The organism is Pseudomonas sp. NPDC090752, from assembly GCF_055584805.1.
This window is the reverse complement of record NZ_JBVJLI010000004.1, coordinates 238,064-261,218: the sequence shown is the minus strand read 5'-3', so window position 1 is coordinate 261,218 and position 23,155 is coordinate 238,064. Positions and strand designations below refer to the sequence as shown.

The window sequence follows — 23,155 nt, the reverse complement described above, 5'->3', positions numbered from 1 at the left end:
CCCGGAAGTCGCCCCTTTGCATACACCCGGCCTTGCGGCCGGGCATACGCTTCGCTACGGCAGGGCTAGTTACACTTGGCCGTGCAGCACAACGACGTTGTCGATGTGATCAGCAGCTTCAGCGGAACCAACGATGCCCAGGGCGACGTCGGCGTGGCTGCCGCCGTTCTCCAGGACAGCCATCCAGTTCGCCTTGCCACCTTCATCGGCGGTACGGCCCAGCGCGGACTGGTACAGGGCGTCGACGAAGTCGCTATCGGACTTGTGTGCAGCCTCGGCCGAACCGACGATGCTCTTAGCAACGTCTGCACGGCTTGCACCGTTGAACAGCGCGGATACCCAGTTGTCCAGGCCTTCCTGTTCAACGTTGCGACCCAGCACGTTGCTGTACAGGCTGCTCACGAAGTCGGCGTTCGACGAGTTCGCAGCTTGAGCTTCAGCGGATACAGCGATTGCAGCAGCAACGTCAGCAGCGGTGCCACCGTTGGCCAGCACTGCTTGCCAAGCGCTTGCGCCGCTTTCGTCAGCGTCGCGACCCAGCAGAGCTTTGTACAGCTCGTTGATGTCGGTAGCGTTGACAGCGCTGGTGAACTCCGAGGAGTTCAGGAACGAGCTGGCGAGGTCTTGCAGCGAAGCGCCGCCATTGACTGCTGCAGCGAAGTTCTGCGCGCCTTCGGCGTCAGCATCACGGCCCAAGATACCTTGGAACAGGCGCAGAGCTGCTGCTTCTTCATCGCTGTGAGCCAGCGCAACAGTGTCACCATTGCCGAAGGTCAGGAACTCAGCGTTGCTGATCAGGGCAGTCTGGTTGCCGGTCAGGTTCACGGTGGAGTTGTTGACCACAGCGAAGTCGTAGGCATCACGCGAGCCGTCCAGCTGGACAACGTCGAAGCCTGCACCGGTGTCAACCACGTCAGCGTGGTTGCTGCCGCTCAGGATCACGGTGTCGGAGCCCGAACCGGTCTTCACGTAGTTGTTGCCTTCGCCAGCGACAACGGTGTTGTTGCCATTGCCGGTGATGATGGTGTCGTTGCCGGCACCTGCATCAATGTGAACGTTCTGATCGCCCGAAACGGTGATGACGTCATCGCCGATACCGGTAACCACGATCTGGTCAACCTGAGGCGCGCTGCCTTCAGCCAGGGCTGCGAAGGCCTGAACTGGGGTTGGAACGTTGACAACCAGGTTGGCTTCGCTGTTCAGGATGAAGGTGTTGGCACCTGCGGCTTGTGCTGCGGACAGGTTGACGTTGACCTGGTCGCCTTTAGCACCAACGATTTCGCCGGTGACTACGTCCGCGGTGCCATTGGTAGGCAGGGTCAGGTTCACACCGTCGAAGGTAGCAATGTTTACAGTTGCTTCTTCGGCGTTCAGGCCCAGCAGGGAGCTGATAGCGTCAACGGTAGTTGCCGACAGGTTGGCGGACAGGTTGTCTTGCAGCTCGGAGCCAGAGACGGGATTATCGTATTGCATCATTCATTCCTGTTACTTCAAGCCAATTGGCTTGTTGCACTGAGATTCTGCTGAAGCGCAGAGTTTTCCCACGGAGACTTAGAGCGGGCAGCGTTCATCTTCGTAACGGGAGTAATGGCGATATGCAGCGCCACCAACGGCTCGGTGCCGGTGGGGCCATGCATCATCTGATTGGCGACCAGGCGTTGCGGCTCGGCGTTGCCGAATACGATATGGCCTGTCAATTCGTAGCCTTTGCGGTGCGGGCCGACCAGGCTGAAGCCTGCGCAGATCAGCGGCAGGCCTTGGCCTCGGGCACCCACGAAAGTGCCAGTGGAAACATTACGGCTGGGGCCGGAGCCGGCCACCATGCAGGTGTACAGCAAGTCAACGCCTGCGGGCTTGTCTGCCCATTCGATGGCGAAGCCTTCAATGAATTCATCGTTGTCCGGTGCGCCTACCCAGCCTTCGCTGGAGCTCACTTCGCCGCTATTCTGCAACTTCGCGGTAATTGAGACGGGCATGCCCACCTGCTCGGTAGCGATGGCCGGTGCCGGCTCTGCGTTGGCGACCACGGCAAACGTGCGCATGATGGCGGGGGAGGTGTCGATGCGGTCAATGCGCAGGTCGATCGGTTCGATCACGTCGTCGAACATGTGGTATTCGGTGATCAGCACAGTGGTCACGCCGGCCTTGACCCGGGCGACGATGGTGTCACCCAACTTGCTCAGCATGTTCTTGCTGACGCCTTCGGCGGGGAAGAAGTCGATGGAGCCCTTGCCGAGAGGTGCTTGTTGCAAAGCAATACACACGGGCTTGTTGGCCGGTGGCTGGGAGGCATAACGAAAGATATACATCCCAGGCTCGAGCAGCGTGACTCGAGAGCTTATTTTCAAGCCATCAAGGGTGTGTGAAGGCAAAGACATGGCCTTGTTAAGCTCCTTTTAAATCGAAACACCGGCAGCTAACTTGCTCAAACCTGTGCATGCACTAAACGGCCATTGGAGGCTCCCTGCGAAGGGCGAAGATGCAGGGATGTGAAAAAGTTGTCAACCAGCAAAGATAAAAAAAATTTCACGTTTTCTGGGAACCAAACGTTCTGTGCAGAGATCGCACGGTGCTATGTGGGTATAAGGATCCATTTTGCACGACCGTTCTATTTAAAAAAAATTCATTAAAATCAGCGAGTTGTGCAGTTAAAATTCTTGGCGTCAATATTCTAGCTTTTTCTGGCTTGTGTCGGTCATCTCGTCGCCTAGCCAGGGTTTATAAGCGGTTCATGGTCGAATCATGGCAATTTGCTGCGTAAGTAAGCGATTTTCGACCGGCTTACCGGTATTGCTGCACTCATGGCGTCAACCGTTTCTAGCACCGTCATATTTCATAAACAGGTTGTTTAATCGACGGTTCGTCGGCTGGTTACACTTCAATGCGGGCAATCAAGCACTCCGTGCAAGCAAGTGGGTGTTACACTGCCGGCCGTTTTCGCACTTCTCAGTATGGATACCATGAGTTCTCTACCCGAAAATAACCTGCACGCCGCCCTCAAAGCCTGTAAAAGCAGCTTCCTTTCGGTCGGTTTCTTCAGCTTCTTCGTCAATGCCCTTCTGCTGGTCCCCACGTTCTTCATGATTCAGGTGTCGGGGCGCGTCGTCCCTTCCAGCAGTACATCCACTCTGCTGATGCTGACTCTGATCCTGACAGTCCTGATGGCGACCATGGGTGCGCTTGAATGGGTGCGATCACGCATCATGGTGCGTATCAGCAACCGTCTGGATGTGATGCTCAGTCGCGATGTGTATCGGGCCAGCTTCAAGCGAGCACTGAATAGCGGTGGTTCGGATGCCACTGCTCAGTCGCTGAATGACCTGACGGCACTGCGTCAGTTCTTCACTGGTCCAGGCGTTTTCGCATTTTTCGACGCCCCATGGTTTCCCATCTACACCGCGATCATGTTCGTGTTCCATCCATGGTTCGGTTGTATGACCCTTGCATGTGGTGTGGTGCTGACGGGTCTTGCGGTAGTGAACCATCGCGTGACTGGGAAGGCGCTTGCCACTGCCAACAAAGAAAACGTTGCTTCCAACATCATCACTTCCAAGTCCTTGCGCAATGCGGAAGTCATCGAGTCGATGGGCATGTTGGAAACGCTGATGAATCGCTGGGCCAAGCGCCAGCGCCGCATCATGCTGCTGCAGTCCGAAGCAAGCGATAAGGGTGGGCTGGTAAGTTCAACTTCAAAAACCTTCCGGATGTGGTCGCAGTCGATCATGCTGGCAATCGGGGCGTATCTTGTGGTCACCCAGCAGATCAATCCCGGCCTGCTGATGGCAGGGTCTCTGCTGCTCGGTCGTGCGCTTTCTCCAATTGACCAGATGATCGGCAGCTGGAAAGGCTTCGTTTCCGCCAAGGTCCAGTACGACCGCCTGAGCAAGGTGATGGACGACCTCAACAAAGAACCAGAACGCATGCCGCTCCCGGCTCCGCAAGGTCACATCCAGGTAGAAAACCTGATCGTAGCGCCACCGGGCGCCAAGGCCCCCGTCCTGCGCAACATCAGTTTCGTCGTTCCCGCCGGCTCCATCGTCGGAGTCGTCGGCCCCAGCGCCGCGGGCAAGTCCACACTGGTTCGCGCCTTGATGGGCATCTGGCCGGCGCAACATGGCGTGGTGCGCCTGGATGGCGCCGACATCGCCAGCTGGGACAAGCATGCCCTCGGCCCCTACGTGGGCTATCTGCCGCAAGACATCGAGCTATTTGAAGGCAGCATCAGCGAGAACATCGCCCGGTTCGACAAAGTCGACCCGGAGAAGGTCGTGCAAGCCGCGCAACTGGCTGGCGTACACGAAATGATCTTGATGCTCCCCGACGGTTACGACACGGTCATCGGCAGCGACGGCGTTAACTTGTCGGGCGGCCAGCGTCAGCGCATCGGCCTGGCCCGGGCTGTCTATGGCAACCCGCGCCTGATCGTGCTGGACGAGCCCAACTCCAACCTGGACGACGTCGGCGAGCGTGCACTGGGCGTCGCCCTGCAAAAACTCAAGGAAAGCGGCGCCACAGTGTTCATCGTATCGCACCGCCCGAACATCCTCACCCGCCTGGACCGCATCCTGGTGATGGCTAACGGCACCGTGTCGTTGTACGGCGAACGTGACCGTGTGATTGCAGAGCTGGCCGCGCAACAAGCCAAGGGCCAACAGCGCGTTGCCCAGCCAGCAGCGCCGCAACCACCGGCGGCCGCGCCTGTCGCTCCACCTTCGGCTCCCCCCGCGGCGGCTGCCGCTGCGCCCGTCATTACGACCAGCACCGGCGCGTGAAAGGATTTCCAGATGAGCAGTAAAGCGATCACCACGTTCGACCACAATTTCGACGACATGCCCACCTCCGATCGCGGCATCCGCCGCGTCGGCATGACCATCGTGTTCGTCACCTTCGGCATCTTTGGCACCTGGGCCGCGTTCGCGCCCCTGAGCAACGCCGTGCACGGCTCCGGTACCGTCACCGTGCAGAACTACCGCAAGACCGTGCAGCACCTGGAAGGCGGCATCGTCAAGGAGCTGCTGGCCCGCGACGGCGATCTGGTGAAACAGGGCGACCCGCTGATCGTGCTGGACGAAGCCCAGCTCAGCTCCGAGTACGAGTCCACCCGCAACCAGCTGATTGTGGCCCGCTATAAAGAAGCAAGGCTGCGCGCGGAACGTGATGGCATGCAGGCGATTCCATCGGTGACCATGAATGGTACCGACTCGGACCGTGCCCTGGAGGCGCTGGCCGGTGAGCAGCAGGTGTTCAAGGCGCGGCGCGATTCGCTGCAGGGCGAGATCTCGGTCAACCGCGAGCGCATCGAGCAGATGAAGCAGCAGATCGTCGGCCTCAACGACATGATCCGTACCAAGCGTAATCTGGAGAAATCCTACTCCGGTGAGATCAAGCAGCTCAGAGAGCTGTTGGCCGAGGGCTTCGTCGATAACCAGCGCCTGCTTGAGCAGGAGCGCAGGCTCGACATGCTCAAGACGGAAGTGGCGGACCACGAGTCGACCATTACCAAGACCAAGCTGCAGATCGGCGAGACCGAGTTGCAGATCGTGCAGCTGAAAAAGAAATTTGACGCCGATGTGGCCAGAGAGCTCTCCGATGTCCAGGCTCAGGTCTTCGACCTGCAGGAAAAAGAAGCGGCCTTGCGTGATCGCCTGTCGCGCGTGGTTATCCGTGCGCCAGAGAGCGGCATGGTGCTGGACATGAAGGTGCACACCATCGGGGGTGTGGTCAGCGCGGCAACGCCGTTGCTGGATATCGTGCCAGCGTCATCGGAGCTGGTGGTCGAGGCCAAGGTGGCGCCTAAGGACATCGACCGGCTGGAGCTGGGCAAGACCGCCGACATTCGTTTCAGTGCCTTCAACCAGGCCACGACGCCGGTCATCGAGGGCAAGCTGACCCGTATCTCCGCCGACAGCCTGACCGAAGAACGTAGCGGTGACGCGTACTACCTGGTGCGCGTCAAAGTCACCGAAGACGGCATGAAAAAGCTCGGCAACCGCAAGCTGCAGCCCGGCATGCCAGCCGAGGTCCTGATCAACGCAGGCGACCGCACGATGTTGCAGTACCTGTTGAAACCGGCGCGCAACATGTTTGCCGAATCGCTGATCGAGGAATGATTGTGCTGCGTTTGCTACCCGGTGTATTGATGTGCATGACCGCCTGGCAGGCGATGGCTGTCGAGTCTCGAATCGAAGCGCCAAAGGCTGTTGCTGCGTCGACCTACGCGCTGGACCTTGCCGGCCTGTATCGCGAAGCCCGCCTGGAAGACCCGCGGGTGCTCACGGCCTACGCCCGCGCGCGTTCTGCGGCAGAGCAGCAGCGTGAAGCCCTCGGTGGCCTGCTGCCGCAAGTGTCGGCCAACGCCAACTCCAGCCGCGTGCTGCGCAAGAATGAAACCACCCGCGACCTCTATAACAACGAAACCTATTCGCTCAGCCTGACCCAGTACCTGTACAACAAGCCGGCGTGGGAGCGTTACCAGAAATCCAAGAGCGTCAAGGACCAGAAGGGGCAACAGGCCGAGGATACCCTGGCCGAGGCGACCGTCGACCTGGCCAAGCGCTATTTCGTAGCCTTGGCCGCAGACGATGAGTTGGCGCTGGTGCAGGCTGAGCGCCGCGCGACGCAATTGAACCTCGACCGGGTCAGCATGATGTTCGACCGGCAGATGGCCAAGATCACCGACAAGCTCGACATGCAGGCGCGTGTCGATGCCCTGGCGGCGCAGGAGGTCGATGCGCGCAATCAGGTGCAGGTCAGTCGCGAGGCATTGGCCGAGATCGTAGGGCGGCCGATCAACGAACCGCTGAGCCGGGTGCGCAATGATGTCGCTTTGCAGGCCCCCACGCGTCCGCTGCAGAGCTGGATCAGCCAGGCCATCGAAACCAATCCACTGCTCAAGTCGTACCAGAGTGGTGCCGAAGCGGCCAACGCAGCGGTGCGCGAAGGCAAGGGCGAGCATTATCCGCAGCTGACCCTGAGTTTGAGTGCGCAGCAAAGCGACCAGGGCTATGACAACACCCAGGCACCCCGCAGCGACAGCTATGTCGCCACCTTCGGGGTGCGGGTGCCGATCTACAGTGGCGGTTCCACCTCCGCTCGGGTCCGGGGCCTGTACGATGAGCAACTGGCGGCCGAAGAACAGTTGGAAGGCATCCGGCGCCAGGTAGTCAAGGAAACCACCACGGCGTACCTCACCGCCCAGTCCAGCGTCGAGAAGATCCGCGCCAACCGCAATGCGCTGTCCTCGGCGCAGAAATCCAGCGAGGCCTCGCAGAAAGCGTTCACCTATGGGGTGGTCAATGCGGTGGACGTGCTGACCAGTGTGCAGAACGAGTTCAAGGCCCGGCGCGACCTGTTGAAGTCGCAGTATGACTTCATTACCAACCTGTTCCTGCTCAATCGCTGGGCCGGGGAGTTGAATCAGGACAGTGTCGACAGTGTCAACGTTTGGCTCAGCCCGGTGCCCGAGACCAGCCTGCCGGGTGGTGACGTGGCACGGCTTGATGCCAGTCGCTGAGCATTTCCAGGGATAAGATCCTGTACAGGGCGGGTTTATTCAGAAACTTCCTACTATGTTGATTCTGGATTTGCTCGCTATCCGAACTTATCCTATGGCTCCGGTCAAACGGTATCCATCTTGCTAAAGGGCGGTTTTTGCCTCTCTCGTCCGGGCGTTTTTTCAGAGTCGAGCAGACCGGGCAACAGATGTATACTCCGTCTTCGTACCCCAAAGCGCGCGGTAGGAATCGCCCGCGCCGGTCTCATCATCACACATGCCCGCACGGCACTATCGGAGTTGGTTAAGTCGCATGAAAGCAATCGTCACTGGGATCACTGGTCAAGACGGCGCCTACCTGGCGGAACTGCTGCTGGAGAAGGGCTATACGGTCTATGGCACCTATCGTCGCACCAGCTCGGTCAACTTCTGGCGCATTGAGGAACTGGGGATCCACACCAACCCCAACCTGCACCTGGTCGAGTACGACCTGACCGACCTGTCCGCCAGCATTCGCCTGCTGCAAACCACCGAAGCCACCGAGGTCTACAACCTCGCTGCACAGAGCTTCGTTGGCGTGTCGTTCGAACAGCCGCTGACCACCGCCGAAATCACCGGCCTGGGCGCGGTGAACCTGCTCGAAGCCATCCGTATCGTCAACCCGAAAGTGCGCTTCTATCAGGCGTCCACTTCGGAGATGTTCGGCAAGGTCCAGGAAATTCCGCAGGTCGAAACCACTCCGTTCTACCCGCGCAGCCCTTACGGCGTGGCCAAGCTTTACGCTCACTGGATGACCATCAACTACCGTGAGTCGTACAACATCTTCGCCACCAGCGGCATCCTGTTCAACCACGAGTCGCCGCTGCGCGGCCGTGAGTTCGTGACCCGCAAGATCACCGACTCGGTTGCCAAGATCAAACTCGGCCTGCTCGACAAGCTCGAACTGGGCAACCTCGACGCCAAGCGCGACTGGGGCTTCGCCAAGGAATACGTCGAAGGCATGTGGCGCATGCTGCAAGCTGACGAGCCGGATACCTTCGTGCTGGCCACCAACCGTACTGAAACCGTACGTGACTTCGTTTCCATGGCCTTCAAGGCCGCAGGCATCGAAATCAAATGGAGCGGCAAGGACGAGGCCGAGCAGGGCACCTGCGCCACCAGCGGCAAGGTTCTGGTTGTGATCAACCCGAAATTCTACCGGCCGGCCGAAGTGGAGTTGCTGATCGGCAACCCGGCCAAGGCCAAGGAAGTGCTGGGTTGGGAACCGAAAACCAGCCTGGAAGAGCTGTGCCGCATGATGGTCGAAGCCGACCTGCGTCGTAACGAAAAAGGGTTCTCGTTCTGATGCAAATGGCCAGCAAACGCGCGCTCATCACAGGGATCCAGGGTTTCACCGGCCGCTACATGGCGGACGAGTTGCGAGCCAGTGGCTATGAAGTGGTCGGTACGGGCAGCCAGGCGCTGGATGCCCCGGACTACTACCAGGTCGATCTTACCGACGGCCCGGGCGTGCGCGCATTGCTGGCCGAAGTGCAGCCGGATGTCATCGTGCATCTGGCTGCCATTGCGTTTGTCGGGCATGGGGCTGCCGATGCGTTCTACCAGGTCAATCTGGTTGGCACGCGCAACCTGCTCGAAGCCATCGAAGTCTGTGGCAAAACACCTGATTGCGTGTTGATTGCCAGCAGTGCCAATGTCTATGGCAATGTTTCCGAAGGGATGCTGGACGAGCAGACATTGCCTGCGCCGGCCAATGATTACGCGGTCAGCAAGCTGGCCATGGAATATATGACCCGGCTGTGGTTCGACCGCCTGCCGATCGTTATCACGCGTCCCTTCAATTACACCGGTGTTGGGCAGGCAGAAAACTTCCTGCTGCCCAAGATCGTCTCGCATTTCCGCCGCAAGGCCGACACCATCGAACTCGGCAACCTCGACGTCTGGCGCGACTTCAGTGACGTGCGTGCGGTGGTCCAGGCTTATCGCGGGCTGATCGAAGCGCGCCCACTGGGGCAGACGGTGAACGTCAGCTCCGGGCAAACCCATTCGTTGCGCGAAGTCATCGCCAAATGTTCGGCCATTACCGGCCACTCGATCGACGTGCAGGTCAATCCGGCATTCGTCCGCGCCAACGAGGTGAAAACCCTGTGTGGCGACAATGCCCTATTACGCGCGCTGGTTTCGGGCTGGCAAACCCCGTCGCTGGATGAAACCTTGGGTTGGATGCTTGCTGGTAAATGAAGCTCATTCTTTCTGTCGAGCCGATCCGCTTCCCGCTGACCGGCATAGGGCGCTATACCTACGAACTGGCTTCACGGCTGCAACAAAGTAGCGAAGTTACCGACCTGCGGCTGTTCGCGGGCCGGCGCTTCCTGCCGGCTTTGCCCAAGCCATCCGATCAGTCCGATGCGGTTCATGGCTTCAAGCGTGTGGTGCAGAAGAACGCCTTGGCAGTCGAGGCCTATCGGCGGCTGATGCCCTACTTGCGAAAGCGCGCACTGCAGGGCTACGAGGAATATCTTTACCACAGCCCGAACTATTACCTGCCGCCGTTCGCGGGTCGCAGTGTGGCGACCTTCCATGACTTGTCGCCCTTCACCTGGGCCCATTGCCATGCGCCACAGATCGCGCGTTTTCTGCAAAAAGAACTGAAGCTCACGCTGGAGCGGGCCGATGCCTTGATCACCGACTCGCATTACACCCGTCAGGAGCTGGCCGATTACTTCGCCTGGCCCATCGAGCGGATTCATGCGGTGCCGTTGGCCAGTTCGCCGGAGTTTTACCCACGTAACCCCGAGCTGCTGCGCGAAACACTCGCGCGTCACGGTCTGCAGCCCGGTGGTTACAGCCTGTTCGTGGGCACTATCGAGCCGCGCAAGAACATTGAAACCTTGCTGGATGCATACAGCAGGTTGCCGCTCCCGCTGCGTCAGCGCTGGCCGCTGATTCTCACCGGCTACCATGGCTGGCGTAGCGAGGCGATCCACGCACGTATTGCCCGGGCGCAACAGCAAGGTTGGGTGCGCTACCTGGGCTTCGCCCCCAGTGAAGACCTGCCGTTGCTGTTTGCCGGGGCAAGGCTGTTCACCTTCCCATCGCATTACGAAGGGTTTGGTTTGCCGGTGCTCGAAGCCATGAGTTCCGGGGTGCCGGTGGTGTGTTCCAACAGCTCGTCGCTGCCGGAAGTGGCAGGCGAAGCCGCCTTGATGTGCGCGCCTGATGATGTTGACAGCCTGAGCGCATTGCTACAGCGGGGCCTTGAAGATGAGGCCTGGCGCACGGCGGCCGTGGCGCAGGGGCTGCGCCATGCCAGCAGGTTCTCGTGGGAGCGTTGCACGCAAGCCACTCTCGAGGTTTATCAGAAGGTCAGGGAAGGGCGATGATCAAGGTTCTGCACTTTTTCAAGACCTACTACCCCGACTCCATGGGCGGTATCGAACAGGTCATTTTCCAGATCGCCGAAGGCGGCCGCGCCCAAGGCATCGACTCGCAAGTGCTTTACCTCAGCCCTCGCGGGGCGGCGCGCAACGAGCCGGTGGCCAACCACCTGACCCACCGCGCCAAGCTGGATCTGCACGTGGCCTCTACCGGCTTTTCGCTGTCGGCGCTCAAGGACTTTATCGAGCTGGCCAAGCAAGCGGACATCGTGCACTACCATTTCCCCTGGCCCTACATGGACCTGGTGCACTTCATCGCAAGGCTGAACAAACCGACCGTAGTGAGCTATCACTCGGATATCGTCAAGCAGAAGTGGCTGCTCAAGCTCTATCAGCCGTTGATGAACCGCTTTTTCTCCAGTGTCGACAGCGTTGTAGCGTCTTCGCCCAACTATGCCGCCCACAGCCCGGTATTGACGCACTTCAAAGACAAGGTCTCGATCATTCCCTATGGCCTTGACCGGTCGACTTACCCCAAAGCGTCCGCGCAAAAGCTGGCCTATTGGCGTGAGCGGCTGGGCGAGCGGTTCTTCTTGTTCGTCGGTGCGTTGCGCTACTACAAGGGCTTGGACTACCTGCTGCAGGCGGCAAAGATCAACAGCTTGCCGGTGGTGATCATGGGTGGCGGCTTTCTCGAGGCGCAGCTGAAACAGCAAGCTGCCGACCTTGGCCTGAGCCATGTGCATTTCCTCGGCGGCCTGCCGGATGAAGATAAAGCGGCGCTGCTGGAGCTGTGCTACGGCTTCGTGTTTCCGTCGCATCTGCGCTCCGAGTCGTTTGGTATCTCGCTGCTGGAGGCGGCCATGTACGGCAAGCCGCTGATTTCCTGTGAAATGGGCTCGGGTACCACCTTCATCAACCTGGCCGACCAGACCGGGCTAGTGGTGCCGCCTCGCGATGGGCCGGCGCTGGCGCGGGCCATGCAACGCTTGTGGGATGAGCCCAGCATGGCGCAGGCCATGGGTGCCGCGGCATTGCAGCGCTTTGAGGCGGTGTTTACCGCGCCGGCGATGGCCGCTTCGTACGCCGAGTTATACCGGAGCCTGCTGCAAGGCAAATAATGCTTCTGCGTGCCCACCGCTGCGAGGTTAAACAGGCTGGATGACCACTCATGGATAGAAAAACCATTCTTGTCACCGGGGCCAGTGGTTTCGTGGGCAGTGCGCTATGTCGCCAATTGGCGTTGCTGAGTGCCATGGCCCCGCGGGCTGCCGTGCGCGGTGCTGGCAGGGGGCCGGCCGGTGTGCCGACCGTCACGGTAGGCGATTTGGCCGCCTCGACGGACTGGCGCGCTGCCTTGGCCGGTGTCGATGCCGTGGTACACGCCGCCGCCCGTGTGCATGTCATGAAGGAAACTGCCGCCGACAGTCTGGCCGAATTCCGCCGGGTCAATGTCGAAGGCACGCTCAGCCTTGCCCGGCAGGCGGCGGCCTCGGGTGTAAAGCGCTTCATTTTCATCAGCTCGGTCAAGGTCAATGGCGAAGTCAGTCAGCCTGGCCAACCCCTGTGTGCCGATGACGCGCAGATGCCGCTGGACGCCTACGGTATTTCCAAGCATGAAGCGGAGCAGGCGTTATGGGAGCTGGCGGGGGCGACGGGGATGGAGGTCGTGGTCATTCGCCCGGTGCTGGTCTACGGTCCAGGCGTCAAAGCCAACTTCCAGAGCATGATGCGCTGGGTGCAGCGTGGCGTGCCGTTACCGTTGGGTGCTGTAGATAACCGCCGTAGCCTGATTTCGGTAGATAATCTGGTTGATTTGGTGATTACCTGCATTGATCATCCGCAGGCTCGCAATCAGACGTTCATGGCCAGCGATGGCGACGATGTCTCTTTGAGCCAGCTCCTGCGTGCACTGGGCCGAGCGCTTGGTCGCCCGGCGCGCTTGCTGCCGGTGCCGGCTGCGGTACTCCGGGGCGCTGCAGCCCTGGTCGGCCGGCATGACCTGGCCCAGCGCTTACTCGGCTCGTTACAGGTCGACATCGCCAAGAATCAGCAATTACTGGGCTGGCGCCCGCCGTTCACGTTGGAGCAAGGGCTGAACGAAACCGCCCGATCTTTCCTGGAAAACAATCGCACATGATCTGGCTGATTATCGCTGCAGGCCTCGTCTCGCTTGCCATGACCGCAGGGCTGCGGCGTTACGCGTTGTCCCGCAGCCTTATGGACGTTCCCAATGCCCGCAGCTCGCACACTTTGCCAACGCCCCGTGGTGGCGGTCTGGCGTTCGTCATTACCTTTCTGGGCGCCCTGGTGGTGCTGGGATGGAGCGGGGTGGTACCTGCGGCAATGCTGGTTGGCCTCCTCGGGGCCGGGGGGCTGGTTGCGCTGATCGGCTTCATGGACGACCACGGGCACATCGCCGCGCGCTGGCGGCTGCTGGGGCACTTCACGGCGGCGGCCTGGGGTTTGTACTGGCTTGGCGGCATGCCAGTCCTCAGCCTTTTCGGCGTGCAGCTTGATATTGCCTGGCTAAGTGCCATCCTAGGGGCGTTCTATCTGGTCTGGCTGCTCAACCTCTACAACTTCATGGACGGCATTGACGGCATCGCCAGTATCGAGGCGATCAGTGTATGCCTCGGTGGCTGCCTGCTGTACTGGATCACCGGCAATACCCAGGCGATCTGGTTGCCGTTGATGTTGGCCGCGACAGTAGCGGGTTTCCTGGTCTGGAACTTTCCACCGGCGAAGATTTTCATGGGCGATGCCGGGAGTGGTTTTCTCGGCATTGTGCTGGGGCTGCTGGCTTTGCAGGCAGCCTGGATAAACCCGCTATTATTCTGGGGGTGGTTAATACTTTTGGGTGTGTTCGTGGTTGATGCCACGTTCACACTGGGTAGGCGACTGCTACATGGCGAAAAAGTCTATGAAGCCCATCGTAGCCACGCCTACCAGTATGCATCGCGGCAACACGGCAGCCATCTGCCGGTGAGCCTGGCAGTGGCGGCCATCAACCTGATCTGGTTGCTGCCGGTGGCGGTTGCAGTGTTGCTGCTGCAACTGGACGGTGCACTGGGAACCTTGGTTGCCTATGTGCCTCTTACACTGCTGGCGATCAACTATCGCGCAGGGAAACGTGAATAACATCGCCAAACGGACTGGGCATTGTGCAATCGCGCTCAATGTGCGGTTTGGCTGCTAGGCCGCCGGGTCGCAGGATCGGGCCTTCAAGGTAAACAGGAGAACCGGATGAGTGATGCGAGCAATGACAGGGTACGCCAGTATCTGGTGAACCTGTCCCGACAGCAGAAGCGCCTGATACAAGTGTGCACTGACGTCGCGCTGATCTGGTTTGCGTTGTGGCTGTCATTCATTGTCCGTTTGGGCATCGATGAGATGTACAACCCGATCATCGAACATACCTGGCTGTTCCTGGCAGCGCCGGCCGTGGCCATTCCATTGTTCATCCGTTTTGGCATGTACCGCGCGGTGATGCGTTACTTCGGCAACGATGCGCTGGTGGCCATCATCAAAGCAGTGACCTTGTCCGCTTTGATTCTGGCCGTGGTGGTTTACTGGTACAGCAACCATCAAGTCATCGTGCCGCGCTCGATCATTTTCAACTACTGGTGGCTAAGCCTGGTGATCATCGGGGGCTTGCGCTTGATCATGCGCCAGTACTTCCTGGGTGACTGGTTTACCGGTGCCCACCAGATTCCGTTCGCCAACCGCGATGACGGCCTTATCAAGGTCGCCATCTATGGCGCAGGCACGGCCGGTAACCAGTTGCTGGCGGCGTTGCGCATGGGGCGGGTGATGCGACCAGTCGCTTTCATCGATGATGATGGCGACCTTGCCAACCGGGTCATTTCCGGCCTGCAGGTCTACAAGCCCAAACACCTCGCACAAATGATCAAGGAAAGCGGCGCCCAAGAAATCCTTCTGGCCCTGCCATCGGCTTCGCGTGCGCGACGCAAGGAGATTCTTGCGTTCCTCGAACCTTATCCGCTGCATGTGCGCAGTGTGCCGGCGTTTGCCGACCTGGCCAGTGGCCGGGTCAAGGTCGATGACATCCAGGACGTCGACATTGCCGACCTGCTGGGGCGCGACCCGGTGCCGGCGCAAGAGGAATTGCTCTGGCGCTGCAACAAGAAACAGACCGTGCTGGTTACCGGCGCGGGCGGGTCGATCGGCTCGGAGCTGTGCCGGCAGATCATTGGCCTGGAGCCCAAGACCTTACTGCTGTTCGATCACAGCGAATTCAACCTGTACAGCATCCTCACCGAGCTGGAGCAGCGCATCACCCGTGAATCGCTGTCAGTACAGCTGCTGCCGATATTGGGCTCGGTGCGTAACCAGCAGCATCTGGCTGATGTGATGAGCACCTGGCGGGTGGACACGGTCTATCACGCCGCGGCCTACAAACATGTCCCGATGGTCGAACACAACGTTGCCGAGGGTATTCTCAACAACGTGTACGGTACCCTGTGCACTGCTCAAGCCGCGCTGCAATCGGGCGTGGCCAACTTCGTGCTCATCTCCACCGACAAGGCAGTGCGTCCGACCAATGTGATGGGCAGCTCCAAACGCCTCTCCGAGTTGGTCCTGCAAGCGCTGAGCCGTGAAGCGGCGCCGGTTATGTATGGCGACAGCAGCAAGATTTCCCGCGTCAACAAGACCCGCTTTACCATGGTGCGTTTTGGTAACGTGCTGGGTTCTTCTGGCTCGGTGATACCGTTGTTTCACCAGCAGATCAAAGCAGGTGGTCCGTTGACGGTGACTCACCCGAAGATAACCCGGTATTTCATGACCATCCCCGAAGCTGCGCAATTGGTGGTCCAGGCAGGTGCGATGGGGCAGGGCGGGGATGTGTTCGTGCTGGACATGGGGGAGCCGGTGAAGATCGTCGAATTGGCCGAGAAGATGATTCACCTCTCTGGCTTCAGTGTGCGCAGTTCAAGTAATCCCCAGGGCGATATCGCCATTGAGTTCAGCGGGTTGCGACCTGGCGAGAAGCTTTATGAAGAGCTGTTGATTGGCGATGATGTATCCCCTACGGCGCACCCGATGATCATGGCGGCTAACGAAGACTTCGTGGCCTGGGACCTGTTGCGCGAGCGTCTGGCCTCGTTGTTCAAGGCAGTGGCGGAAGATGACTTCACCCGTGTGCGGCAACTGTTGCGGGAGCTGGTCAGCGGCTACGCGCCGGAAGGTGAAATCGTCGATTGGGTTTACCAGCAGCAGCGCCAAGACCGCTAAGTATTCCTGCATTCGCTCGAACGCTCGCGTATCGTCCTACAGCTGATGTTTTGCAGCGCTGTCAGCTGTTGAATCTGGTAACCATTCACTTGTTCATCGTGCTTTCTTCGTCGCCTTCGAGCCGCTAGTTTTATCAAGCAGCCAAGGAAACGCTGCCTTGTAATCAGCCTCGAAGGAGTGTGCAAAATGCGTAATACCGTTCTGTCCTATCTGTTCTTGCCATTGTTCACGGGTCTGTCTTTTTCCGTCAGCGCAGCCCCGGCCAGCAGTGTTCCTTTGGCCGAGCCACCAGCGCTGGTCAGCCAGGTGCAAGCCTCCTCAACTCGGGTGAACCTTAACCAGGCAGACGCGCCAACGCTGCAGCGCGAACTCAATGGCATCGGCAAAACGAAGGCTGAGGCCATCGTTGCCTACAGAGAGGCCAATGGTCCGTTCGCGTCAGTGGACGAATTGCTGGAAATCAAAGGCATCGGAAATGCGCTGTTTGAGCGCAATCGCGACAAGTTAGTGGTGGAGTAGCGCGCAAACCGCTGGGGCCGGTATCAATCACCGGTCCCAGTACCATGCCTCAACGATCCTGCGCATCCTTGGCATCCGCCTCCGCATTGCGCTCATGCACCTTCTTCAATTGCTCCTCCGTCAGCGGCAGTTTCTTCGCCGTATCACGCAGCATCATCAGCCCGCCAACGATCGAGCCGAGGGCTATGATGAGTATCAGCCAGGCATACCAGGGCATTGTCGTTCTCCTGTGAACATCAGCGGCTTCGCTTGTATGAATGTTGAGCGATTGCCTTGACCGTTGGTTCAATTATAGGGGCCGCACCCGGCCAGGCCAATTCTCATGACCCACGGCCCCCAAAGCCTGCCCCACTTCGTTTACAATGCGCGCCGTTTACGACTTGCCAAGAGACCCCGACCATGTCCGCCTGCCAGACGCCCCTGATCGTCGCCCTGGATTTCCCTACCCGCGAAGCCGCCCTGAAACTGGCCGACCAACTCGACCCTGCACTTTGCCGGGTAAAAGTGGGCAAAGAGCTGTTCACCAGCAGCGCTTCGGGCATTGTCGAGACCCTTTGTGCGAAGGGCTTCGAGGTTTTTCTCGACCTCAAGTTTCACGACATCCCCAACACCACCGCCATGGCGGTCAAGGCGGCGGCCGAAATGGGCGTGTGGATGGTCAACGTGCACTGCTCCGGTGGCCTGCGCATGATGTCGGCCTGCCGTGAAGTGCTGGACAAGCGCAGCGGCCCGCAGCCGCTGCTGATTGGCGTTACCGTGCTGACCAGCATGGAGCGTGAGGACCTGGCCGGTATCGGCCTGGATATCGACCCACAGGAGCAGGTGCTGCGCCTGGCGGCGCTGGCCGAGAAGGCGGGCATGGACGGGCTGGTGTGCTCGGCGCTGGAGGCTCCGGCGCTGAAGGCCGCTCACCCTTCGCTGCAGCTGGTCACCCCGGGTATCCGTCCAGCCGGCAGTGCGCAGGATGATCAGCGCCGCATTCTGACCCCGCGTCAGGCGCTGGATGCCGGTTCCGATTACCTGGTGATCGGTCGCCCGATCAGCCAGGCGGCTGACCCGGCGCAGGCACTGGCGGCGGTAGTCGCCGAAATTCGCGGCTGATTTGTGGGAGCGGGCTTGCCCCGCGAATCAGGCACCGCGGTGGATGGCACGGGCTTTGCCCGTGTTCGCGGGGCAAGCCCGCCCCCACAGGATCGCGCAACTTTTTGACTTTTGAGCAAGACAGTTGCTCCCACGGGGTGTGCGGCGTCTGCCGCAGAATGAAAAAAGGGCCGACATGCACTGCGCATGTCGGCCCTTTTTATTGCCTTCGAATCAGGCAATGACCAGCGGCGGGAACGACTTCACCAAATCATCCACCGCCTTGATCTGCGCCAGGAACGGCTCCAGCTTGTCCAGCGGCAGCGCGCTTGGGCCATCGCACTTGGCTTGGTCCGGATTCGGGTGGGCTTCCAGGAACAGACCGGCCAGGCCAACGGCCATGCCGGCACGTGCCAGGTCGACGACTTGCTCGCGACGGCCACCGGAGGCGGCGCCCGACGGGTCGCGGTTCTGCAGGGCGTGGGTCACGTCGAAGATGATTGGCAGATTATTGCAGGTGCGCTTCATCACACCGAAGCCGAGCATGTCGACCACCAGGTTGTCGTAGCCCATGCAGGTGCCGCGGTCGCACAGAATCAACTGGTCGTTCCCGGCTTCGTTGAACTTCTGCACGATGTTCTGCATTTGCGAAGGGCTGAGGAACTGCGGCTTCTTGATGTTGACCGGCTTGCCGGTCTTGGCCAGGGCCACCACTAGGTCGGTCTGGCGGGCCAGGAAGGCAGGCAACTGCAGCACGTCGACCACTTCGGCGACGGGCGCGCACTGGTGGATTTCATGCACGTCGGTAATGATCGGTACGCCGAACTCGGCTTTCACCTTCTCGAAGATGCGCAGGCCTTCTTCCAGGCCCGGGCCGCGATAGGAGTGGATCGAAGAGCGATTGGCCTTGTCGAAGCTGGCCTTGAACACATAAGGAATGCCCAGTTTCTCGGTGACGCGAACGTACTCGGCGCAGGCGGTCAGGGCCAGCTCTTCGGATTCGAGGACATTAACGCCACCGAACAGAACGAAGGGGGCGGTGTTGGAGCACGCGATGTTCTGGGTAATCTTGATCATTTTCTACTCTGTAAAGTCATGGGGTAGCCATGGCGCTCTACCAACGACTTTCAAGGACACCGCTGATGAAGATCTCGCGGCGCTCCAGGCGCCCGATGTCCTGATGTTTGGCTAGCGCATAGACCCGGTCGAAGGCAGAGCGTTGCACGTCGGGGAAATACTCGGCAAGCGCGCATTCTACCGCAGCATCATAGTCCGCTTCGGTAATGTAGCGGTAGATTTCTCGATAGTAGAAAAAGCCAAACTGGAATCCCAGGGTTTCCGCCATATGCGCCGTTGACCCGGAGAAGCTGTTTTCCAGATCGATGGCCTGAGCCGCCCCTTGCTCGGGGAGCATGACGTTGCCCGCCCACAGGTCCATATGCGTGATGCCCTGACGGTGCAATGCGTGCAGCAACTCAAAGGTTGCCTGCATGACCGCGTGCACCGCGTTGGGCGCCTGACGAACACGCGTCAGCCCATCGACATGCCCGGTCAACAAATCGGTGATGAGAAAGACATCCTGAATGAGGCCAAGCTTTGACCGGCTGTAACCGAAGCCTTTGAGTTCAGGTACCCGCGCACCCCGGCGGCCTGCTTCGTGGGTGTTGATGAGTTCCTCGATCGACCAGTCGTACATCCCATTGCGCTTGGGGCTACCCCGCTGAATTCGCCATTTCTTTTTAAGCGAGTCTAGTTTTTCACGCTTGGTAAACAGCTGGCTCTTGGGGCAGTCCAACGGAGCGCTGATACGTTTGGACGTAGGGCTTTGCTCGATCAATCGTTCGAAAGCCTGGCGGGTGTGCGGCGCAATGGGGCAGCGCAGGTGAAGGGTGGTGTCGCGATAGCGCAATGTATGAGGGTATTCGTGCTGCCAAATCTGAGTGTCGCCAACCACGTCCAGTCCTTTGTAATATCAAATAGCCACTTTACAGTGGATCCAATATTACATTTTTTTCACATATTTCCTACAATTTCATCGTCGCAGAGCGGTTAGGCGTGTGTTAGGAAGGGCGAACGGGGCGCAGTGCGCCCCGGTTTGAATGTGCCTCAGACCTTCAAAACCAACTTGCCGAAGTTCTCCCCGCTGAACAATTTGAGCAACGTCTCGGGGAAGGTCTCCAGCCCCTCGACCACATCCTCCTTGCTCTTGACCTTGCCACTGGCCAGCCACCCGGCAATCTCGTGCGCCGCCTTGCCATACTCCTTGGCATGGTCCATCACCACGAACCCTTCCATCCGCGCCCGGTTGACCAGCAGCGCCAGGTAGTTGGCCGGGCCTTTGACCGCTTCCTTGCTGTTGTACTGGCTGATCGCGCCGCAGATGACGATGCGGGCCTTGAAGTTGATGCGGGTGAGTACGGCATCGAGGATCTCACCGCCGACGTTGTCGAAGTAAACGTCAACACCCTGCGGGCATTCGCGCTTGAGCCCGGCGAGCACGTCTTCGGCCTTGTAGTCGATGACGCCGTCGAAGCCCAGTTCGTCCTTGAGGTATTGGCATTTCTGCGCGCCACCGGCAATGCCGACCACGCGGCAACCTTTGAGCTTGGCGATCTGGCCGACGATACTGCCCACCGCACCGGCAGCGCCGGAGATGACCACGGTGTCACCGGCTTTTGGCTGGCCGACGTCGAGCAGGGCGAAGTAGGCGGTCATGCCGGTCATGCCCAGCGCTGAGAGGTAGCGGGGCAGGGGGGCCAGCTTGGGGTCGATCTTGTGCAGGCCCTGGGGCTCGCCGGTGAAATAGTCCTGCACGCCGAGGGCGCCGCTGACGTGGTCGCCGGGTTTGTAGTCAGGGTGGTTGGAGGCCACTACTTCGCCGACGCCTAGCGCACGCATGACCTGGCCGAGGCCCACGGGCGGGATGTACGACTTGCCTTCGTTCATCCAGCCGCGCATGGCTGGGTCGAGCGACAGGTACAGGTTGCGCACTTGGATCTGGCCATCGGCGGGGGCTTCGGCGGGCACGCTTTCAAAGGTGAAGTCGTCACGGCGCACGGCGCCGACCGGGCGTTTGGCGAGCAGGAAGCGGCGGTTAGTCTGGGTCATGGTGGGTCCTTGTGGGCAGGAGGCATAAGTGGGCAATTTAACGCGGTGATCCCGGTTGGTCTGCAAAATCACTGATAAGCATGGTAGCCCAACCGCTGGCCTGATGATCCTGCCCAGTTGGACGGTAGCCTGACTAGACTCCAGGCTCATTTGCGCTGACCCTTTCGCGGGGCAAGCCCGCTCCCACAGGTTCCGTGCAAGCTTCAGGTCTGCGATGAAAGATCTGTGGGAGCGGGCTTGCCCCGCGAAGAGGCCGGTGCTGACAGCCCATGACCCTCAGGAGCAAGCAATGAGCATGATCTTTTCCGGCCAGGTAGCCCTGGTCACTGGCGGCGCGGCAGGGATCGGCCGGGCGACGGCATTGGCGTTCGCCCGGGAGGGCCTGAAGGTGGTGGTGGCCGACCTCGAACCGGTGGGTGGCGAGGCCACGGTCGCGCTCATTCAAGAAGCGGGTGGCGAAGCGCTGTTCGTGGCCTGCGATGTCACCCGCGATGCCGATGTGCGCCAGTTGCACGAACGGGTCATCCAGGCCTACGGCCGTCTGGACTATGCCTATAACAACGCCGGCATCGAAATCGAGCAGGGCCGCCTGGCCGAAGGCAGCGAGGCCGAGTTCGACGCCATCATGGGCGTCAACGTCAAAGGCGTGTGGCTGTGCATGAAGTACCAACTGCCTTTGCTGCTGGCCCAGGGCGGCGGGGCGATCGTCAATACTGCGTCGGTGGCCGGTCTTGGCGCGGCGCCGAAAATGAGCATCTACAGTGCTTCCAAACATGCGGTGATCGGCCTGACCAAGTCGGCGGCCATCGAATATGCCAAGAAGGGCATCCGGGTGAATGCGGTGTGCCCGGCGGTGATCGATACCGACATGTTCCGCCGGGCCTATGAGTCCGACCCGCGCAAGGCCGAGTTTGCCGCGGCGATGCATCCGGTAGGGCGCATCGGCAAGGTCGAGGAAATCGCCAGCGCGGTGCTGTACCTGTGCAGTGATGGCGCCGCGTTCACCACCGGGCACAGCCTGACGGTGGATGGTGGGGCTACTGCAATCTGAGAGACGCACTCCGGGTACTGTTGCGGGCAGAAAACATCAAGGCCAGCGCGACAGCTGCACACCCCAGCAGCAGAAAAACGCCTAGCACCAGCAAGGCCATCCCCGACCCCAGCCGATCACTCAGCATCCCTGTAAAGATCACTGGGACGCTGAACCCCAGGTAGGCGAGCAGGAAGAACCCGGCACTGGCCCGGGTCTTCTCGCTGCCCGCCAACGCATTCACCGCCGCCAGCCCGCCCAGGTAGATGAAGCCATAGCAGGCGCTACTGGCGGCCACCGCGCCCAGCAGCACTGCACCCAGATGCCCGGCGTTGGCGCCCCAGGCCAGCAGCGCATAGCTGCACGGCAGGATCGCCAGGCCCAGCAGGGTGGCGTTCACGCTGGGCAGGCGCCGGGCCAGGGGCTGGAACAGCAGGCCGCAGCTGGTGACGCAGAAGGTCGAGAACCCCGACCAGGCGTTCAGGCCATGCTGGCGCAATATGCCCGGCAGCAAGGCGATGACCAGGCCGGTGCCGGCCCAGGCCAGCAGAATGGCCAGGCCATACACCACACTGCCGCGTGGGTAGAAGGGCAGGCGTAGCATGGCGCCTCGTTGCGCCGGGCGCGGGTCGGGCAGGCGCCAGGTCAGTACCAGGGCAACGCTAGCCAGCAGCAGCTGTAGATGAAAACTGCCGGGCGTCAGGCTGGGTCCACGCAGCAGGAACAGGCTGGTCAGCGCAGCGCCCAGGCCAAAACCCAATGAGGTGCTGGCGGTGACCCAGTTGGCGGCGCGGGCGCTGCAGTCGCCACCCATCAACTCGCCCATGTAGGCCGTTGCCGTGGCTGTGGCCAAGCCGGTACCCAGGCCCAGCACCAGTCGCGCCAGGGCCAGCGTTTCAAGGCCTGGCGCCAGCAGCATGAGCAGAGTAGCGAGCATCGACAGCAGCAGTGCGGTGATGATCAGCGGCCGCCGCCCGACCCGGTCGGCCAGGCCGCCCAGGGCCAGCAGCACGGGGAGCACGCCTACCACGTATGCGGAAAAGGCCACCGCCGTGGCGGCGGCGCCTTGGCCGGAAAGATCGGCGTAGGTGATGTAGAGCGGGGCCTGCAGGTTGACTGCCAGGGTGATCAGGCAAAGCGCGAAAGCCAGTAGGGCAGGGTTTGTGCGCGGGGGCATGGGTGGGTCCTGATTATTTAAGGTGTCAGTACCGGCCCTTTCGCGGGCAAGCCCGCTCCCACAGGTACTCCAGGCTCCATGAGGCTTGTGGGGTATCTGGACTGCCCCAAAAAGTT

The 23,155-nt window shown here is 60.4% G+C and carries 20 protein-coding genes; 13 read left to right on the top strand and 7 right to left on the bottom strand.

Going from position 1 to position 23,155, the window contains the following annotated elements; translation table 11 throughout:
* Positions 1-69 precede the first annotated feature (69 nt).
* Complete coding sequence (locus ACZ6YA_RS08475; protein ID WP_465896656.1) at positions 70-1,473, bottom strand: DUF4214 domain-containing protein; 1,404 nt, start codon at positions 1,471-1,473, stop codon at positions 70-72.
* A gap of 17 nt (positions 1,474-1,490) precedes the next feature.
* Entirely contained in the window at positions 1,491-2,309 is an 819-nt protein-coding gene (locus tag ACZ6YA_RS08470) for a hypothetical protein (protein ID WP_465896655.1), read from the bottom strand.
* A gap of 651 nt (positions 2,310-2,960) precedes the next feature.
* Between ACZ6YA_RS08470 and ACZ6YA_RS08465 the strand changes: the two genes are divergently transcribed.
* The 11 genes from ACZ6YA_RS08465 (at position 2,961) to ACZ6YA_RS08415 (ending at position 16,644) form a co-directional block, all read left to right on the top strand.
* Entirely contained in the window at positions 2,961-4,772 is a 1,812-nt protein-coding gene (locus tag ACZ6YA_RS08465; RefSeq protein ID WP_465896712.1) for a type I secretion system permease/ATPase, read from the top strand.
* Between the two features lie 12 nt (positions 4,773-4,784).
* Complete coding sequence (locus tag ACZ6YA_RS08460) at positions 4,785-6,110, top strand: HlyD family type I secretion periplasmic adaptor subunit (protein WP_465896654.1); 1,326 nt, start codon at positions 4,785-4,787, stop codon at positions 6,108-6,110.
* 35 nt (positions 6,111-6,145) lie between these two features.
* Positions 6,146-7,513, top strand: a complete 1,368-nt coding sequence (locus ACZ6YA_RS08455; RefSeq protein WP_465896711.1) for a TolC family outer membrane protein — start codon at positions 6,146-6,148, stop codon at positions 7,511-7,513.
* A gap of 292 nt (positions 7,514-7,805) precedes the next feature.
* Complete coding sequence (gene gmd / locus ACZ6YA_RS08450) at positions 7,806-8,837, top strand: GDP-mannose 4,6-dehydratase (protein WP_465896653.1); 1,032 nt, start codon at positions 7,806-7,808, stop codon at positions 8,835-8,837.
* The gene (locus tag ACZ6YA_RS08445; RefSeq protein ID WP_465896652.1) at positions 8,837-9,733 is read left to right on the top strand and encodes a GDP-mannose 4,6-dehydratase; all 897 of its coding nucleotides are present in this window, start codon (positions 8,837-8,839) and stop codon (positions 9,731-9,733) included. The genes gmd and ACZ6YA_RS08445 overlap by 1 nt, the downstream gene beginning before the upstream one ends.
* Complete coding sequence (locus ACZ6YA_RS08440; RefSeq protein ID WP_465896651.1) at positions 9,730-10,875, top strand: glycosyltransferase family 4 protein; 1,146 nt, start codon at positions 9,730-9,732, stop codon at positions 10,873-10,875. The genes ACZ6YA_RS08445 and ACZ6YA_RS08440 overlap by 4 nt, the downstream gene beginning before the upstream one ends.
* Positions 10,872-11,990 (top strand): glycosyltransferase family 4 protein, encoded by a 1,119-nt coding sequence (locus tag ACZ6YA_RS08435; RefSeq protein WP_465896650.1) that lies wholly within the window; start codon positions 10,872-10,874, stop codon positions 11,988-11,990. Before ACZ6YA_RS08440 ends, ACZ6YA_RS08435 begins: the two co-directional genes overlap by 4 nt.
* A gap of 50 nt (positions 11,991-12,040) precedes the next feature.
* A complete protein-coding gene (locus ACZ6YA_RS08430; protein WP_465896649.1) occupies positions 12,041-13,009 on the top strand; it encodes a UDP-glucose 4-epimerase family protein in 969 nt (322 codons plus the stop codon).
* Entirely contained in the window at positions 13,006-14,010 is a 1,005-nt protein-coding gene (locus ACZ6YA_RS08425) for an MraY family glycosyltransferase (RefSeq protein ID WP_465896648.1), read from the top strand. Before ACZ6YA_RS08430 ends, ACZ6YA_RS08425 begins: the two co-directional genes overlap by 4 nt.
* 105 nt (positions 14,011-14,115) lie before the next feature.
* Complete coding sequence (locus ACZ6YA_RS08420) at positions 14,116-16,125, top strand: polysaccharide biosynthesis protein (RefSeq protein ID WP_465896647.1); 2,010 nt, start codon at positions 14,116-14,118, stop codon at positions 16,123-16,125.
* Positions 16,126-16,311: 186 nt separating this feature from the next.
* Positions 16,312-16,644 (top strand): ComEA family DNA-binding protein, encoded by a 333-nt coding sequence (locus ACZ6YA_RS08415; protein WP_465896646.1) that lies wholly within the window; start codon positions 16,312-16,314, stop codon positions 16,642-16,644.
* Positions 16,645-16,693: 49 nt separating this feature from the next.
* On the opposite strand, the gene ACZ6YA_RS08410 is transcribed toward ACZ6YA_RS08415, so the two are convergent.
* Positions 16,694-16,861 carry a DUF2897 family protein gene (locus tag ACZ6YA_RS08410; RefSeq protein WP_465896645.1) on the bottom strand — a complete coding sequence of 56 codons (168 nt, stop codon included), beginning with the start codon at positions 16,859-16,861 and terminating at the stop codon, positions 16,694-16,696.
* Between the two features lie 182 nt (positions 16,862-17,043).
* Here ACZ6YA_RS08410 and pyrF point away from each other — a divergent pair, with 182 nt between their 5' ends.
* Positions 17,044-17,745: an orotidine-5'-phosphate decarboxylase gene (pyrF, locus tag ACZ6YA_RS08405; RefSeq protein ID WP_465896644.1), complete on the top strand. Its 702-nt coding sequence runs from the start codon at positions 17,044-17,046 to the stop codon at positions 17,743-17,745.
* Positions 17,746-17,958: 213 nt separating this feature from the next.
* Here the strand turns inward: pyrF and kdsA are convergent, their stop codons facing one another.
* The 3 genes from kdsA to ACZ6YA_RS08390 form a co-directional block, all read right to left on the bottom strand.
* A complete protein-coding gene (gene kdsA, locus ACZ6YA_RS08400) occupies positions 17,959-18,801 on the bottom strand; it encodes a 3-deoxy-8-phosphooctulonate synthase (protein WP_465896643.1) in 843 nt (280 codons plus the stop codon).
* A 37-nt stretch (positions 18,802-18,838) separates the two neighbouring features.
* A complete protein-coding gene (locus tag ACZ6YA_RS08395) occupies positions 18,839-19,678 on the bottom strand; it encodes a lipopolysaccharide kinase InaA family protein (RefSeq protein WP_465896642.1) in 840 nt (279 codons plus the stop codon).
* A gap of 152 nt (positions 19,679-19,830) precedes the next feature.
* Entirely contained in the window at positions 19,831-20,832 is a 1,002-nt protein-coding gene (locus ACZ6YA_RS08390; protein ID WP_465896641.1) for an NADP-dependent oxidoreductase, read from the bottom strand.
* 289 nt (positions 20,833-21,121) lie between these two features.
* Here ACZ6YA_RS08390 and ACZ6YA_RS08385 point away from each other — a divergent pair, with 289 nt between their 5' ends.
* Complete coding sequence (locus ACZ6YA_RS08385; RefSeq protein ID WP_465896640.1) at positions 21,122-21,883, top strand: SDR family oxidoreductase; 762 nt, start codon at positions 21,122-21,124, stop codon at positions 21,881-21,883.
* On the opposite strand, the gene ACZ6YA_RS08380 is transcribed toward ACZ6YA_RS08385, so the two are convergent.
* Complete coding sequence (locus ACZ6YA_RS08380; protein WP_465896639.1) at positions 21,870-23,039, bottom strand: MFS transporter; 1,170 nt, start codon at positions 23,037-23,039, stop codon at positions 21,870-21,872. The genes ACZ6YA_RS08385 and ACZ6YA_RS08380 overlap by 14 nt on opposite strands.
* Between the last annotated feature and the right edge of the window lie 116 nt (positions 23,040-23,155).